The 15,994-nt window shown below is 39.1% G+C and carries 15 protein-coding genes; 3 read left to right on the top strand and 12 right to left on the bottom strand.

What is annotated here, in order from left to right:
* Nucleotides 1–103: 103 nt before the first annotated feature.
* The 9 genes from ATK78_RS09550 to ATK78_RS09510 all read right to left on the bottom strand — a co-directional run bounded on the left by ATK78_RS09550 (nt 104) and on the right by ATK78_RS09510 (nt 7,454).
* The gene (locus tag ATK78_RS09550) at nt 104–1,009 is read right to left on the bottom strand and encodes a PstS family phosphate ABC transporter substrate-binding protein (protein ID WP_133575857.1); all 906 of its coding nucleotides are present in this window, start codon (nt 1,007–1,009) and stop codon (nt 104–106) included.
* A complete protein-coding gene (locus ATK78_RS09545) occupies nt 1,006–1,242 on the bottom strand; it encodes a hypothetical protein (protein WP_133575856.1) in 237 nt (78 codons plus the stop codon). Before ATK78_RS09545 ends, ATK78_RS09550 begins: the two co-directional genes overlap by 4 nt.
* Nucleotides 1,243–1,247: 5 nt before the next feature.
* The gene (locus ATK78_RS09540) at nt 1,248–2,072 is read right to left on the bottom strand and encodes an energy transducer TonB (RefSeq protein ID WP_133575855.1); all 825 of its coding nucleotides are present in this window, start codon (nt 2,070–2,072) and stop codon (nt 1,248–1,250) included.
* A gap of 25 nt (nt 2,073–2,097) precedes the next feature.
* A complete protein-coding gene (locus ATK78_RS09535; RefSeq protein WP_133575854.1) occupies nt 2,098–2,631 on the bottom strand; it encodes an ExbD/TolR family protein in 534 nt (177 codons plus the stop codon).
* Nucleotides 2,632–2,637: 6 nt separating this feature from the next.
* A complete protein-coding gene (locus tag ATK78_RS09530) occupies nt 2,638–3,255 on the bottom strand; it encodes an ExbD/TolR family protein (protein ID WP_133575853.1) in 618 nt (205 codons plus the stop codon).
* 86 nt (nt 3,256–3,341) lie between these two features.
* Nucleotides 3,342–4,184 carry a MotA/TolQ/ExbB proton channel family protein gene (locus ATK78_RS09525; RefSeq protein ID WP_133575852.1) on the bottom strand — a complete coding sequence of 281 codons (843 nt, stop codon included), beginning with the start codon at nt 4,182–4,184 and terminating at the stop codon, nt 3,342–3,344.
* Between the two features lie 287 nt (nt 4,185–4,471).
* Nucleotides 4,472–6,076, bottom strand: coding sequence for a phosphoenolpyruvate carboxykinase (ATP) (gene pckA, locus ATK78_RS09520; protein WP_133575851.1), 1,605 nt, complete (start codon nt 6,074–6,076; stop codon nt 4,472–4,474).
* Between the two features lie 146 nt (nt 6,077–6,222).
* Nucleotides 6,223–6,573, bottom strand: coding sequence for a translation initiation factor (locus ATK78_RS09515; protein ID WP_133575850.1), 351 nt, complete (start codon nt 6,571–6,573; stop codon nt 6,223–6,225).
* Between the two features lie 2 nt (nt 6,574–6,575).
* A complete protein-coding gene (locus ATK78_RS09510) occupies nt 6,576–7,454 on the bottom strand; it encodes a diacylglycerol/lipid kinase family protein (RefSeq protein ID WP_133575849.1) in 879 nt (292 codons plus the stop codon).
* 231 nt (nt 7,455–7,685) lie between these two features.
* On the opposite strand from ATK78_RS09510, the gene metK reads away from it, so the two are divergent.
* Nucleotides 7,686–8,936 (top strand): methionine adenosyltransferase, encoded by a 1,251-nt coding sequence (gene metK, locus ATK78_RS09505; RefSeq protein WP_133575848.1) that lies wholly within the window; start codon nt 7,686–7,688, stop codon nt 8,934–8,936.
* 211 nt (nt 8,937–9,147) lie between these two features.
* Here metK and ATK78_RS09500 read toward each other — a convergent pair whose 3' ends face one another.
* Nucleotides 9,148–9,681: an ExbD/TolR family protein gene (locus tag ATK78_RS09500; RefSeq protein WP_133575847.1), complete on the bottom strand. Its 534-nt coding sequence runs from the start codon at nt 9,679–9,681 to the stop codon at nt 9,148–9,150.
* 201 nt (nt 9,682–9,882) lie between these two features.
* On the opposite strand from ATK78_RS09500, the gene ATK78_RS09495 reads away from it, so the two are divergent.
* Nucleotides 9,883–10,230 (top strand): hypothetical protein, encoded by a 348-nt coding sequence (locus ATK78_RS09495; RefSeq protein ID WP_133575846.1) that lies wholly within the window; start codon nt 9,883–9,885, stop codon nt 10,228–10,230.
* 119 nt (nt 10,231–10,349) lie between these two features.
* Here ATK78_RS09495 and ATK78_RS09490 read toward each other — a convergent pair whose 3' ends face one another.
* On the bottom strand, nt 10,350–12,113 hold the full coding sequence (locus tag ATK78_RS09490; protein WP_133575845.1) for an arylsulfatase: 1,764 nt from the start codon (nt 12,111–12,113) through the stop codon (nt 10,350–10,352).
* Between the two features lie 59 nt (nt 12,114–12,172).
* Nucleotides 12,173–12,532, bottom strand: coding sequence for a hypothetical protein (locus ATK78_RS09485; protein ID WP_133575844.1), 360 nt, complete (start codon nt 12,530–12,532; stop codon nt 12,173–12,175).
* Nucleotides 12,533–13,383: 851 nt separating this feature from the next.
* Between ATK78_RS09485 and ATK78_RS09480 the strand changes: the two genes are divergently transcribed.
* Entirely contained in the window at nt 13,384–15,942 is a 2,559-nt protein-coding gene (locus ATK78_RS09480) for an adenosylcobalamin-dependent ribonucleoside-diphosphate reductase (RefSeq protein WP_133575843.1), read from the top strand.
* Nucleotides 15,943–15,994: the final 52 nt, after the last annotated feature.

Genomic DNA, 15,994 nt, shown 5'->3' with positions numbered 1-15,994 from the left:
CTATCATGGTTCGTTGTTTTTAAGTTGTATGAAGTTAATAGCTATTTTTCAAACTAATATCATAGTAATGTAAGTGTTTTCTCCCGATATTCAAATATAAAATTTAGTTTGGCTTTTTTATATTAAATTCTCTTGGAGCAATTTGATGCGGTCCTAATCCGGATCTAAGAACGATTAACTGTCCGCGAGGACTCATTAACCAGTTTGCAAAACCCGTGCCTAAACCGTCCCGGCCTTCACAATTGATGATATAAACGTTCCTTAGAAATGGATAAATACCACTAATTAAATTGGTTTGATCGGGCTTATAGAATGCGTCATCTCCCTTTTTACCTTTTAAATTCTTTACGCCCATCATTTTAACCTTAGAAAGGCTTTCTAATCCAGACTTATTATTTTGCAGCAACCAGTTCACGCCCACTATACCTATAGAATTCTCGTTCTCAGAAACGTATTTAATCACTTCATTATTATCTTTCATGGAATAAACACCTTGTTTAGGGAAATCTTTAACTCCTGCAGAGTCTTTAAAATATCTTACGGTGCTGGAATAAGCATTGTCAAATACCAATGATCTGCTTGTGCTCTCGCCCTTTAAGATGTCGAAGATCTCCTGAGCTGTAATTACAGAATCCGGATTGTTCTTACCCGTTATTAATGCGATCCCGTCAATGGCAAAACGGGATGTTTTAGGAACGATGCTTCTTTTTCTGTAAATGGTATCTTCATCAGCAGTCAGCATTCTGGATAAAATGATTACCCGGATGCTGTCGTTTAAAAACGTAGGCATGATCTTATTCTCATTACCATAAGTAACCGTAAACCCGGCATCTTTATAATCGCTTTTAAAAACTTCGATCTGGTCATCAATGATAGCAGAAAAAGATTCATCTACAAGGATCTTTACCGTGCCGGATGTGCGCGTTTCTACCGGAGCATCTCCTTTTTTCCCTCCGCCATTACAAGCGGCAAGAACCAAAAGGATAAGTATAAAACTGAGATTTTTCATTCGGTATAATTATCTTCTTGTTTGATTACGCGGTAAAATCTGAAGGTTGCATAAACGAGCAGCAGCACACCTAGCATAATTCTATACTTTCGCGCTAACATACCAGCTGGCATGTCTTTCCAAAGGATCAGTGCAGCACCTATAGCCAGGTACAATACAAATATGATCAGGCCGTAAATAAACAGAAATCGCTGTTTGGGCGATTTCTGTTTAAAAGTATTTAGATTAAACATCAATATTATTGACCGGTTAAGCTGAAACTAATTGGAATGTTAAATTTAACACGAACCTTTTTTCCATTCTGGATACCTGGAATCCACTTCGGACTTCTTTTCAGAACCCTTACTGCTTCTTCATCAGTACCACCACCCAATTTTCTATCTACTTTAATATCGGTTAAGCTACCATCTTTCTCTACAACGAAAGATAAATATACTTTACCCTGGATATTAGCTTCCTGAGCCATAGCAGGATATTTTACCGTATTCTTAAGGAAAGTATAAAACTTCTCTATACCACCTGGAAAAGAAGGCTGAGACTCAAGGCTAACAAAGTCATACACTTTAGTATCCTCAACAACAGCTGCCTGCTTAGGGCCATCTCCTACGGGACCTGTAACCACAAAGTCTGCCTCAGGATCACCTGCCATTGTTTTCTGACCAGGATCTGCTTTTTTCAAATCTTCGATCTGAACAGGCTCCTGTTCTTGAACCAACTCATCCGGCTTAACAATTGGAGGCGGGAATTTAACCTGATCCTGTTTTGGCGGCGGTGGCTCGATTGGAGGCGGTGGCGGTGTCTCCGGGTTTACTGGAGGTGGTGACTGCATCACAACTTCCACTTGTTTTTCTTCCTTTTCCTCAGGTATAGCACCTTTGAAAAGCTGAATAATTTTTGGGGACAGGAACAACAGTACGAATACTGTTGAAGCGATCAATAATGCCCTGGTTGTATTTGAAGCACTCTGCTGACGAAGCTCGTAAGCCCCGTAACTTTTGTTCTTACCTGCAAATACAACATCAAGCCAATCCCTCTTTAGTAAATCTATTTTAGAACCAAACATAGCTTAATATTTTATATTTAATTAATTATAATATTCCACCTGTTCTCATAAATGCTTTCTCACCATCAGTGATGTATTTGTCGTCAATTGCAGGAGCAGTTTTGATCCCGGCAATATTCAACTCATCCATAATGTCAACAAAGTTCTTATACTTTGAGGCTTCAGTTGGCTTAATGATAATAATAAGCTGTCTGCCTCTTGATTTCATCAGGTCATTCTTATTTTTTAAGATTGACTTTCTGATCTCTGAAAAACTTTCAATAGTAGGCTGGGCTTTTATCGCTTCACCCATATACCAGGCTATTTTATTATCCTTACCCAATAAGATGGTCATGGCTTCTGAAGCGCGAACTTCAGTTTTCACTTCCGGATCTTTATCATCGGGTTTTGCAATATCCATTGCAATTGGTTTCGACAGGGAAGTGGTTAGCATAAAGAAGGTAATCAACAAGAAGGCCAAATCCACCATGGCAGTTAAATCTACCTTGGTATTTGCTTTCTTACTTCTTACTTTGCCTTTCTTGCCACCGCCCCCGCTGGAGGTATCTAATTCTGCCATTGTCTTTTATTTAGCACTGCCTTCAGCAGATGTGATTAAACTAAATTTGTTAATAGTCTGCTTCTGCATAATATCAATGACCTTTTTAACCATTGGATATTCCTGATCAGCATCACCTTTGATACTGAAACGCATGATCGCAGCATGAAGCTCACCTACAGACTCACGTGATTTCAAAAGCCAGTTTGCCAATTCATTGTTTGTAGAGTCAGCAGGAATACCAACACTTTGTTTGGCAAATTTCTCTCTGTCCTCACTACCCATCATGATGAATTGTTTTAAGTTACCCATTGGAACTCCAAATGCGCCTAAAACTCCAAAACGTTCTCTTTCTTCAGGTGTGAATTTAATCTTGTAGGTTTCACCCATTTTATCAAGCGTCGCCATCTTGATATCCTTTCCTATGATCTCATAGAAAACTTTTTCCTTTCCGATAGATAAAATACCCATATCTGTATCGGGTACTTTGATCTTATAGGTCGAAGATGGAATTTTTACTTCCAAAGGATCTGGCTGACGTGAAGTTGCTGTTAATATAAAGAAAGTAAGCAGTAGGAAGGATACATCGCACATGGCGGTCATATCGATCGAAGTACTCTTTCTTTGAACCTTTGCTCTTGCCATAATTTTTAAAAATTAATAATCTTTTTACTAATGATGCTAATTCTTCCGGTTTTCCATAAAGCCGGGTAAAAAAAATTTATTATTTTTTATTTATGGGTACTAGCGTAAGTCTGGATGATGCTAAAACCTGCTTCATCAATTGCATAAGTCAGTTTATCAATTTTAGAAGTAAGGATGTTGTACATGATAATAGCAAAGGTAGAAGTACCGATACCAGTAGCAGTATTGATTAGGGCCTCAGAGATACCAGTTGCAAGTGCAGCCTGATCCGGAGCACCAGAGTTAGCCAAACCACCGAATGCCTTGATCATACCTGTTACTGTACCTAACAGACCTGTTAATGTACCTACAGATACCAAAGTAGCAATTACGGTTAAGTTTTGCTCAAGCATTGGCATTTCTAATGTTGTAGCTTCTTCGATATCCTTCTGGATAGCTAAACATTTTTGATCTGTATCCATGTTTGCTTCAACTTCCATTTCACGGTATTTTTTCAATCCCGATTTAATCACGTTAGCAACAGAACCTTGTTGTTTATCACATTCAGCTACAGCAGCTTCAATGTTGTTTGAATTTAAGAATCCCTGGATTTTTTTAACGAATGTATCAAGACCACTTTTACCTGTTGCTTTGCTGATTACGATAAAACGCTCAATAGAGAATACGATTACCATTAAGAACATACCCAATAGAACTGGTACAATGAAACCACCTTTATAAGCCATACCCATGTAAGCGCCTGGTTTTGGAAGTGTTTCGTGCAAATCCGGATCAGCGCCATCGATGAAATTACTTCTGTCGCCAAAGATAAATTTGAAAATAAGTATTCCAATAATGATACAGATTGGAATGGTAAGTGTTGCGAATAGGTTTGAAGCCGAAGAAGAGCTTTCTTTTTGAACTGTTACTGGTTTTGGTGCGTTTGCCATTTTTTTTTAGTTTTTTAGTTTTTAGTACTTTGTTTTTAAAAATTTTAGATTTATTATTCCGTAATACACACAACGTCTATCCCGAAGAATTGTTGCAGTAACAAATTTATAACTTTGATTTAAATTCCAAATTAAATAATCGTTATGTAGCGAATTCGTTTCGTTGTGTAATTTCCCCCGTTCGTATTACTGTATAATTAAAAAAGATTGTCTCGTTGCGAAGACAATCTTCCGCAATTAAAACTAAAAAAAAACTCAAATGCAAATTTTTGGGTAAAAAAAATACTTTAAACCGTATTTTCAACCACTTTCGGGAATGATGAGATCATTTCTTCATTTGCGAACTGTTCAAACTGTTTAAAATTATTTATAAATGCCAAAGAAAGCGCATTCGCTTTTGCATCATATTTCCTTTTATCAGACCAGGTATTTCTCGGATCTAAAATTTCTGATGGAACACCCGGACAACTTTGAGGCATAGCCAATCCAAATACCGGATCCTTTTTAAACTCAACTTTCTCCAGTTCTCCATTTAACGCAGCAGAGATCATGGCCCGGGTATAGGCTAATTTCATCCGTGTACCGGTTCCATAAGCCCCTCCGCTCCATCCTGTATTTACCAACCATACATTTACCTCCTGCTTTTGCATCTTTTCGCCCAAAAGTTCCGCATAACGGGTGGGGTGTAACGGTAAAAAAGCCTTACCAAAGCACGCAGAGAAGGTTAATTGTGGTTCAGTTACACCTGTTTCTGTTCCGGCAACTTTAGCCGTATAGCCAGATATAAAGTGGAACATGGCTTGTCCGGCATTTAATTTAGAGATTGGAGGTAAAACCCCGAATGCGTCTGCTGTTAAGAAAAATATATTCTTTGGCTCTGCTCCAATTGAGGGGATCATCGCATGATCAATGTATTCTATCGGATAAGCAACACGGGTATTCTCTGTCTTTTCGATATTACTAAAGTCTACTTTACGTGTTCCTGCATAGAAATTGATGTTTTCAAGCAAGGCACCAGACCGGATCGCCTTAAAGATCTGCGGCTCTTTCTCTGCAGTAAGGTCTACACATTTGGCATAGCAACCACCTTCAAAATTAAAAACACTCCCATTTCCCCAACCGTGTTCATCATCACCGATCAGATTACGATCCGGATCTGCAGAAAGTGTTGTCTTGCCAGTTCCCGATAAACCGAAGAAGATTGCAGAATCACCATCCTTACCCACATTTGCAGAACAATGCATAGATAAGGTATTTCGCTGTTGCGGCAAAATAAAGTTCAGCACAGAGAAGATCCCTTTCTTAATTTCGCCGGTATATCCGGACCCACCAATCAGGATCATCTTTTTAGAAAAATTAATGATTGTAAAATTAGGCTGCCGCGTTCCATCCGTTTCAGGATCTGCTAAAAAAGAAGGGGCAGCAATGATGGTCCATTCCGGAACATCCGGAATCTCACTTTCAGAAAGTCTTAAAAAGAGATGATTTGCGAACAGGCTTTGATAAGCAGTTTCTGTAATTACACGGATTGTAATTTTGTAAGCTTCGTCTGCGCATGCTGCAGCATCCCTTACGTAAAAATTCTTCTGGTTGATGTGTTTGGTAAGCCTGTGGAGCAAAGCATCAAACTTTTCAGGTTCAAACTTAAAGTTTACATCACCCCACCAAACGGTATCGCGTGTTACTTCATCACAAACAATAAACCGGTCTTTAGGAGAGCGGCCGGTAAATGTTCCGGTATCAATGGCGAGTGCGCCGCTATCGGCAAGAGTGCCTTCGTCATTGTTTAAGGCTTCATCAACCAATTGTGTAACATTAAGCTGATATAATGCCCGGTCTGAATCCAGGTTTAAATACCCCAGATCAGGCTTCAGCAATAGTGCTTTGCTCATAAAAATAATAAGTTAGTGAGGCAAAGTTAGGCAGATAAAAAGGTAAAAAGTATGCGTTTTGGCTAAAAAATTTACTTATTGTTTGATGTACACTAGGGCATAAAGCGGGTTAAAATGGCAACTAAATCGGTTTTGTTTACCCCAATTTAACCTCCTGATTTTTTTACTTTATATCCTTCTTTTTGGAGCAAAAGCATCACTTTATCCCTAAAATCTCCCTGAATAATTATTTCTCCATCTTTAGAATTCCCCCCTACCCCGCATTTTGTTTTCAGCATTTTTGCCAGCACTTCCAGTTCCTGATCAGAAGCCCGGAATCCAGTGATCAGCGTAACCGCCTTTCCGCCCCTGTTCTTTCTATCAAGCATTACTCTCAGATCCTGCTGGTTATTCGGTATTACAGTCCCGGTATTTTCATTTTCTTCATAAACAAATGAAGGATCTGTAGAGTACATGATCCCGCCAAGATCGCTAAGTGATTTATTTTTAGGTTTCATCGTTAAGGAGTAATAATGTTTAAGGATAACGGTAAAATAGCAATATCTATTTCTTTACCCATAAAAAAGGGTTCTCCATCAATGTGGATGGCATCATTTTGCGATCTTACTATTTTAATCGAACTGCCTTTTATAATCTCTACCAGGTCAGACTGGTCTGTAGTTGCATTTAACATTTGATAGGCAAGGACAGGTAATTTATACATTGGAAATTTTTTAATGATACAAACATCCAGCAAACCATCGGTGATGGATGCGGCGGGTGCAATGTGTGCATTATTTCCATATTGAGAAGAATTGGCAATACTAATCACAAAAGCATTCCGGGTGTATTCCTTTCCATCTATAATAAGATCATAATCCTGAGACCTGTAACTAAGCACTTCTTTCATCCCCAGTTTTAGATACCCGGCTAAACCTCTTGATTTATTACCGGCAAACACTGCGCTGATGTACGCATCAAACCCCATACCCGCCATATTAAAAAAGCGCTTTTCATTAAATGTTGCCGTATCTATTACTTTCACATCGAACTTATTGATCACTTTAATCGCTTCTGCAGTTTTAATTGGGATCTTTAAAAACCTGGCCAGGCCGTTTCCAGAACCAAACGGAATAATACCCAATATTTTATCGTATTGCATAACTTTAGCGGCCACTTCGTTAATGGTTCCATCGCCGCCAACGGCAACAATGACATCAAAGTTCTTATTCGCCGCCTCTTCAGCAATTTCAGACGCATGACCAATGTATTCAGTGAAGCTAAAGTTTGGGTTAAACTTTGAGCGGTCAATGTTCGCATCGATCAATGCGGGTATCTTTAATTTATCCTTCCCCCCAGAAATGGGATTGATAATGAATAAAATATTTGATTTTGACAAATGCTTCAGATTAATTACGCTGCAAAATAATTGATATTTTTTGACTATTTAAATATATATAGTAATTTAGCGCCATCAAAAGTGGACTGATTTGCGATGCTATCTAACAATAGCGGGATTGCAACCACGTAAAAAAAAGTGCTAACCTCTAATACACTTCATTTTACAGCCTGTTCTATCAGGGTCTGGTTCCATTTTTATAATATTGCTTATAAAAATTAATTATTTAGAATGTCATATTTATTTACGTCCGAATCAGTTTCTGAAGGTCACCCTGATAAAATAGCAGATCAAATCTCAGATGCACTTATTGATAATTTTTTAGCTTTTGATGCAGAATCAAAGGTTGCCTGCGAAACATTAGTTACTACGGGGCAGGTCATATTAGCTGGTGAAGTCAAATCACAAACTTATCTTGACGTACAACAAATTGCACGTGATGTAATCCGTAAAATAGGATACACCAAAAGCGAATATATGTTTGAGGCCAACTCTTGCGGAATACTTTCGGCAATACATGAGCAATCTCAGGATATTAATCAGGGTGTTGACCGGAGCAGTAAGGAAGAACAAGGTGCTGGAGACCAGGGAATGATGTTTGGTTACGCAACTAACGAGACTGAAGACTACATGCCTCTAGCCCTTGACCTTTCTCACAAGCTGCTTCAGGAACTTGCTGCACTAAGAAGAGAAAACGATGTCATCACCTATTTGCGTCCGGATGCAAAATCGCAGGTTACTTTAGAATATAATGACAACAATAAGCCTGTTCGTATTGATGCGATTGTGATCTCTACCCAGCATGATGATTTTGACGAAGAAGCTGTAATGCTGGCTAAGATCAAAAAAGATCTTGTTGAAATTCTTATTCCAAGAATCATCAGGAACAATCCGCAATACGCACATTTGTTTAATGACAAGATCGAATATCACATTAACCCAACCGGTAAATTTGTTATTGGTGGCCCGCATGGCGATACCGGTTTAACAGGCCGTAAGATTATTGTAGATACCTATGGTGGTAAAGGTGCTCACGGTGGTGGTGCTTTTTCTGGAAAGGATCCAAGTAAAGTAGATCGGAGTGCTGCATACGCTACACGTCACATCGCTAAAAACCTGGTTGCTGCTGGTGTTGCAGAAGAGATCCTGGTACAGGTTAGTTATGCAATAGGTGTTGCAAAACCAATGGGAATTTATATCAACACGTACGGAACCAGTAAAGTAAGCCAAACAGACGGAGAGATCGCTAAGATTGTTGAAGGTCTTTTTGATATGCGTCCTTACTTCATTGAACAACGCTTAAAATTAAGAAATCCAATATACAGCGAAACTGCAGCTTATGGCCATATGGGTCGTAAATCTGAAACGGTTACTAAAACTTTCAAAAGCCCTAACGGTGAGGAGAAAACGGTAACGGTTGAATTGTTTACCTGGGAGAAACTAGATTTCGTAGATCAGGTTAAAGCTGCTTTTTCTTTATAGGCTGAAGAATCCTTAAAAATGGCCGTATCTTAAATAGATACGGCCATTTTTTTTGTACCACATAGACGCCTACTAGAGAGCAAATAAATTTCGTGCTATAAATGGAGTATCTGCGCATGTTGTATGCCATTTTGCGGACAATCTCCGAAGATTCTCCAAAAAAAAGCCCCTTATATATAATTGCCTTATAGGAAACTTATCGGCAACCTGACTACATTTGGTTCTTTATTAAATAGGAATGCTCCAGATCCAATAGTCCTTTATCATCGATCATGTGGGACTTAACATCAGCTATTTTCATTTCATCCAGCACATCAACAAAGTTCTTATAATTTGACTGTTCTGTTGGCTTAATAATCACGATCATAAACTTTGCAGGATCATTTTTATATATCCCGGCAATCTGTTTTTTATTTTGGTTCAGGACGCTGCCAATCTGTTTAAAACTGGTTTGTTGTGGCACTGTTTTCTCCAGTTCACCTTTATACCATAAGATGTGATTGTCTTTCCCTAAGATCAATGTTACAGTACGTGAGGCTGGATACGGCTGATCAGGAATATCGATTACCGGCTTTGCTACATCCATTGCCTGGTACTTGGACAATGATGTAGTAAGCATAAAAAAGGTGATCAGCAAAAAGGCGAGATCAACCATTGCAGTTAAATCAACAGCAGGTACTGGTTTCCTGGTACGGGCTTGTCCTTTTGCGGCCTGGCCGCTTTGAGAAATGTTTAGAGTTGCCATAGTTTAAGTTTATAGTTTTAATCAGGATGTCTGGAAACCCTACAATTCCATAAATAATTAAAATATAAATGATCCGAAGCATAAACACCCTTAATTACAGTCAACAGCAAAGAAACTGCATCAAATTGTTTTACGCTGACAATTAATATAAAAAACCATTTTAACCTGTAATTGTTAATTGCTTATATAAATCCTATTATTATGGAACGTCCAGCAGATATGAATACACTTAGCCAGATTTTGGAAAAATTAAGGCTTAAAGGTTTAGATAATGAAATAAAGATGACTGACCATGGCAAAATGCAAGGTGTTGGTTTTAATAAAATATATAATCCAGATGACCTGACCATCATTAAAACCTATAGGTTTGAGGGTGACTCTGATCCGGGAGATAATTCTGTGCTTTATCTTTTAGAGGATAAGGATCATACCATAGGCTATATTCTGGATGCTTACGGCATGTATAGTTCACAGGAGAATGCCGGCTTTGATGAGTTTTTAAGAAAAATACCAACGGCAGACCGTGACCTTCAGGAACTTTTAAGTTAAACAGAAGAACGGCAGTAATTGTCTGTTCTAAACCATCATTCTTTAACCGGAATGATGGTTTTTTATTTTAAGCATTTATAAAATTTATACCACAGCAATTGGATGACCAGGATAATAGATCAAGGTTTAGGAAGTACATTGTGCTTTATTGCCCAATCGTCCCATAAGGCACGCATTTGCACCACCTTATCCGGATAAGTTCCTGAAAGATCTTTTAACTCAGAACGGTCTGTTTTCAGATCATATAGTTTCCAATTTTTATCCGTTCCGGCAACAACAAGTTTCCAGTTATTAAGTCTTACATATTTACTGCCTTCATGCTCATTAAACAAAGGGCGGTTTTCATCCAGATGCTTCCCATTAAAAACAGGAACAAAACTACGTCCTTCCAAGGGTGTAATTGTATTGCCATGGTATTCTTTTGGATATATAGCTCCCGAAACCTCTATAAATGTTGCCATAAAGTCCATAACATGCCCAACTTCATCTGTCCTTGATCCTTGCTTTTTTATTCCTTTAGGCCAGGAAACGATCATGGGGGTGTGTACACCGCCTTCTAAGGATTGATATTTCCACAAGCGAAAAGGTGTATTAACCACGTTGGCCCAATCTGGGCCTATAGAGAAAAAAGTAGTTTGTGGCCCCGGCATCACACTTTTATCGGTTGCATAAGAAATGATCCTGCCATCCCTGGTTTGTCCGGGTCTGTCAAAGCCAGGCCCATATTTATCACTTAGCTCTGCACTGGCGCCATTATCACTTAAAAAAACTATGATGGTATTATCTATCTCGCCTGTTTCTTCAAGGGCCGTTAAGATCTTACCAATTCCCTGATCCATCCTATCAATCATGGCCGCATGAACAGCCATCGCATGTGCATCCCATTCTTTGGTTGGGTTGTTTTCCCAGCTCTTTTGTCCGGGATACCTTGGAGATAGCTTTGTTGTTGCGGAATCGATCAGACCCAGACGGATCATTTTCTCATAACGGCTCTTACGAATTACATCCCATCCTGCTTTATACGTATCCTTATATTTTTCAATGTCTTCCGGTAAGGCCTGAATTGGCCAATGCGGTGCATTGTGTGCTACATAAAGAAAAAATGGCTGATCCGATTTACTAAATTCACGAACATAGCCTTCTGCCTTTTCATTGATCGCATCAGTATGGTAATATCCCTTAGGCACATTGGATACAGGCTTTGTACCTTCTACCAGGCTAAATGGATCATAAAAATCAACTACACCCCAAATGGTACCATAATATTTTTCAAATCCGCGGTTTGTAGGGTACTGATCTATCGGGGAGAACAGTGGATGTTCAGTCTGGTGATTAACCCACTTCAATTGATTTTCCTGATTGTTCTGGGTTATGGTGTTCGAAACGTGCCACTTTCCAGCCATCGCAGTATGGTACCCGGCCTGTTTTAATACTTCTGCAATAGTTACTGTATTTTTACCCAGGTATCCCCTGTATCCGGAGTCATTCTGGTGCGTGGTCATATCTCCGATGCCAGCATCATGATTATATAAACCGGTTAGCAGCGATGCCCGTGTTGGGCAGCATCTTGAAACATTATAAAACTGCTTAAACTGCATCCCTTTTTTTGCGATGCGGTCCAGGTTTGGTGTTTGAATTTCTCCCCCATAACATCCAAGATCTGAATAGCCAAGATCATCAGCCATGATCAGAACAATGTTTGGTCTTTTATCTGCTTTCGGTTTTTGCTGTACAGCAAAAGTCTCCAAAGAAGGGCCCAGAGTTAAAAAAGAAAGTGCGAGAACAGACTTTAAAAATATAGTGCACGCAGAAAACGCGGAGTGTGTAAAGCACGCAGAACGCTTAGAAAACAGGAATGAATTTCGCCTTATAAACAGTTTCATGATCTTATATATTTCGTTCAATATACAAGATTCTAATTTATTACGGCACACAGGATACATTATTCTTCAACACTATACTTTACAATCATAGCAGGCTGAAGCTCATAAACGCCCATTCCCGAAGTTTTAGTACCATATAAAAACGCCTTGAAACTCGACCTAATTAATTTCTGCCTGGCTATTACCGGTACATAAGAACGTTCTTCGGGCTTTGCAGGACTCTGACCATAAACTATATTGCTTTTTAATACCGGGAGCAAAACCACGTAAAGACCATCTTTGGTTATAGGCACACGATAATCAGCCAGATCAATGGTATACCAACTTGGTTTTGAGGCTTCAAAAACAAGTTTTTCATTCAATACATCCTGAAGTTCTGAAGTGGCAAATGCAGTAAAGTTTTTATAAGTCTTCTCCATCCTGAATATCCGCAAAGTAAAAGCACCTTTATAACCCGCTTCTTCTTCGGATAGATCTGTATGGAATTTAAAACGCCATTCTTTTTCTCTTTGTATTTAACAAAGACACTGCTTCCATTGATTAAAGTTCCACCAGACCCGCGACCCCGAAAAGGCTCATTTTTATCACCGATTGTTTTTAAGATATCCCGCTTAGCAGATATCACTACATCAGACAATTGAATAGATACTGGTCTAAGCTTGATGATATGATAGAGAGGTTTTTGTCAGATCAAGAATTATCAGCGTATCAGCAAACCTCAGGGAGGATAAATATAATTTTATATTTGCTGGCCTGGACTTAAAGGAAAATGAAAACTCAACTTTTTCATTGGTGCTGGAAGAAACCTTTTCATCTGTTGAAAGGTCTTGTACGGTACAATAGCTAACCAGAGCATCACCAGAAGTACTGATCACTTTTCCTTTAACTACATCTTATGAATAAGAAAATCCGGGCCTAAGAAATAGAAAACAAAATACCAGGAACAGCTTATACATGGCTGCGAATTTAATGCATAATCATAAAAATCCCTAACCCATACCATATAAATTATGTGTGGGCCAGGGCTGCTTGTTGCATACGATAAATAAATTTGTTTAAAATGCAAAACTCTTCCTGAATTTCACTTCCATTTCATGAAATATATAATTTCAAAATTTGTAAACTTTTTGTCATATCAAAAACATCAACATTTTAAAAATCAATTGATTACTAATTATTTTTGAAAACATTGCATTTTAAATTCTCTATTAAGTTTTCAAATAATTAGTTTTGAATCATTATAAATAATTGAATCCAATCCCCACCTACTATGAAAGTTGCAGACCCATCAAAAACCCAAAATACCTACACTTCTGACGAAGCCTATCAAAAGTCACTTGACTATTTCAATGGAGATGATCTGGCGGCACGTGTTTGGGTAAATAAATATGCACTGAAAGATTCTTATGGAACCATCTATGAGGGAACACCCGACGATATGCACCATAGAATTGCCGCTGAAATTGCGCGCATTGAGCAACGTTATCCAAATCCCTTATCTGAGAATGAGGTTTTTGACCTGATCAAAAATTTCAAATATATTATTCCACAAGGAAGTCCGATGACCGGAATTGGCAATCCCTATCAAATTGCATCGCTTTCTAATTGTTTTGTAATTGGGAACGATGGAGATTCTGATTCTTACGGCGGCATCATGAAAATTGACCAGGAACAGGTTCAGCTTATGAAAAGACGTGGTGGCGTTGGCCATGATCTATCACATATCCGTCCAAAAGGTTCCCCCGTTAAAAATTCTGCATTAACTTCAACAGGTATTGTTCCTTTTATGGAACGCTATTCTAATTCTACACGCGAAGTTGCGCAAGATGGAAGACGAGGAGCCTTAATGCTTTCTGTTGCCATCAAACATCCTGATTCAGAAGATTTCATAGATGCAAAGATGGAACAAGGAAAGGTAACCGGAGCAAATGTTTCTGTTCGGATAGACGATGAGTTCATGAAAGCAGTAGAATCCGGCAAATCTTACCAGCAGCAATATCCGGTGGATAGTAAGTCTCCGGTTTACGAAAAAGAAATTGACCCTACAGTGCTGTGGAAAAAGATCGTGTACAATGCCTGGCGCTCTGCTGAGCCAGGAATCCTATTCTGGGATACGATCATTCGTGAATCGGTACCGGATTGCTATGCAGACCTTGGCTACAAAACGGTTTCAACGAATCCTTGCGGAGAAATCCCGCTTTGTCCATATGACTCGTGCCGCTTACTCGCCATTAACCTATTTTCCTACGTAGAGAAAGCTTTTACAAAGGAAGCTTACTTTAACTGGGAACTTTTTAAAAAGCATATTCACGCTGCTCAACGTATAATGGATGACATCATTGACCTGGAACTGGAAAAGATAGATGCCATTCTTCAAAAAATTGCTGATGATACTGAAAATGAAGAATTAAAACGCACAGAGAAGAACCTTTGGATAAACATCCAAACCAAAGCAAACGAAGGTAGAAGGACTGGAATTGGCATTACAGCTGAAGGTGATATGCTTGCAGCAATGGGCTTGAGATACGGCAGTGATGAAGGATCAGAATTTGCAGTGGAAATTCATAAGACCATTGCTCTTGAAGCCTACAGGGCTTCTGTAACCGCAGCTAAAGAAAGAGGGGCTTTTACCATCTTTGATGCCGATAGAGAAAAAAATAACCCCTTCATCCTTCGATTAAAAGAAGCGGATGCCCAGCTATATTATGAAATGCTGGAGCATGGAAGACGGAACATTGCATTACTGACCATCGCGCCGACCGGCACGACCAGCTTAATGTCGCAAACCAGTTCGGGAATTGAACCGGTGTTTATGCCAGTTTACAAAAGAAGAAGAAAAGTAAACCCTAATGATAAGGATGCACGTGTAGATTTTATCGACGAAGTGGGTGACTCCTGGGAAGAATATGTTGTCTTTCACCATCGATTTAAACAATGGATGGAAGTGAATGGCCATGATCTAACCAAAAATTATGCTCAGGAAGAACTGGATAAACTGGTTGAACAGTCTCCATATTATAAATCTACCTCCAACGATGTAGATTATATTAAAAAAGTACAGATGCAGGGCAGCATCCAAAAATGGATAGACCACTCCATTAGCGTTACTATAAATATGCCTGCAGATGTAACCGAAGAGGTAGTTGGTGAACTATACTTAGAGGCATGGAGATCCGGATGTAAAGGTGTAACTGTATACCGCGATGGGTCCCGGTCTGGTGTATTGATCTCAAACACTGAAACCAAGGCAGAACCTGAACAGACTGAAAACCCTGCCCTTCCATTTCCAACAACAAGACCAACCGTTCTGGAGGCTGAAATTGTACGCTTCCAAAACAGCAAAGACAAGTGGATTGCCTTTATTGGGCTGGTTGAAGGGAAACCTTATGAGATATTTACCGGTTTTGCTGATGATGAAGATGGCATCCTGATCCCAAGATGGGTTAATGATGGTTTGATCATCAAGAACCGTGAAGCCGATGGCGGCTCAAGGTATGACTTTCAGTATAAAAATAAACGTGGTCATAAAACAACCATCGAGGGACTGTCCTATAAGTTCAATCCGGAATACTGGAATTATGCCAAATTAATTTCAAGTACACTCAGACATGGGATGCCAATTGAAAAGGTAGTTGACCTGATCAATAGCCTTCAGCTTGATGAAGCGATAAATACCTGGAAAAATGGGGTTGCCCGTGCCTTAAAAAGATATGTTCCGGATGGCACTGAAGCTAAAAAGCAGCAATGTCAGAATTGCAATTCAACAAACCTGCATTACCAGGAAGGTTGTTTGACCTGTAACGATTGTGGTTCCTCTAAATGCGGCTAAACCATATTGATCTTATACCTGATTGTTTACGCGATCCCGGAATTGATCCGGG

Origin of the sequence: Pedobacter metabolipauper (assembly GCF_004362715.1) — a bacterium.
In the GTDB taxonomy this organism is placed as follows: Bacteria; Bacteroidota; Bacteroidia; order Sphingobacteriales; family Sphingobacteriaceae; genus Pedobacter; species Pedobacter metabolipauper.
Note: the sequence above shows the minus strand (reverse complement) of the source record. Positions and strands in the feature narration are given on the sequence as shown.

Coding starts and splice junctions, on each gene's coding strand:
- ATK78_RS09495 (WP_133575846.1), top strand. CDS start 9,883: ATGGAACGTCCAGCAGATATGAATACACTTAGCCAGATTTTGGAAAAA.
- ATK78_RS09535 (WP_133575854.1), bottom strand. CDS start 2,631: ATGGCAGAATTAGATACCTCCAGCGGGGGCGGTGGCAAGAAAGGCAAA.
- ATK78_RS09480 (WP_133575843.1), top strand. CDS start 13,384: ATGAAAGTTGCAGACCCATCAAAAACCCAAAATACCTACACTTCTGAC.
- ATK78_RS09525 (WP_133575852.1), bottom strand. CDS start 4,184: ATGGCAAACGCACCAAAACCAGTAACAGTTCAAAAAGAAAGCTCTTCT.
- ATK78_RS09485 (WP_133575844.1), bottom strand. CDS start 12,532: ATGGAGAAGACTTATAAAAACTTTACTGCATTTGCCACTTCAGAACTT.
- ATK78_RS09490 (WP_133575845.1), bottom strand. CDS start 12,113: ATGAAACTGTTTATAAGGCGAAATTCATTCCTGTTTTCTAAGCGTTCT.
- ATK78_RS09545 (WP_133575856.1), bottom strand. CDS start 1,242: ATGTTTAATCTAAATACTTTTAAACAGAAATCGCCCAAACAGCGATTT.
- ATK78_RS09515 (WP_133575850.1), bottom strand. CDS start 6,573: ATGAAACCTAAAAATAAATCACTTAGCGATCTTGGCGGGATCATGTAC.
- ATK78_RS09540 (WP_133575855.1), bottom strand. CDS start 2,072: ATGTTTGGTTCTAAAATAGATTTACTAAAGAGGGATTGGCTTGATGTT.
- metK (WP_133575848.1), top strand. CDS start 7,686: ATGTCATATTTATTTACGTCCGAATCAGTTTCTGAAGGTCACCCTGAT.
- pckA (WP_133575851.1), bottom strand. CDS start 6,076: ATGAGCAAAGCACTATTGCTGAAGCCTGATCTGGGGTATTTAAACCTG.
- ATK78_RS09500 (WP_133575847.1), bottom strand. CDS start 9,681: ATGGCAACTCTAAACATTTCTCAAAGCGGCCAGGCCGCAAAAGGACAA.
- ATK78_RS09550 (WP_133575857.1), bottom strand. CDS start 1,009: ATGAAAAATCTCAGTTTTATACTTATCCTTTTGGTTCTTGCCGCTTGT.
- ATK78_RS09530 (WP_133575853.1), bottom strand. CDS start 3,255: ATGGCAAGAGCAAAGGTTCAAAGAAAGAGTACTTCGATCGATATGACC.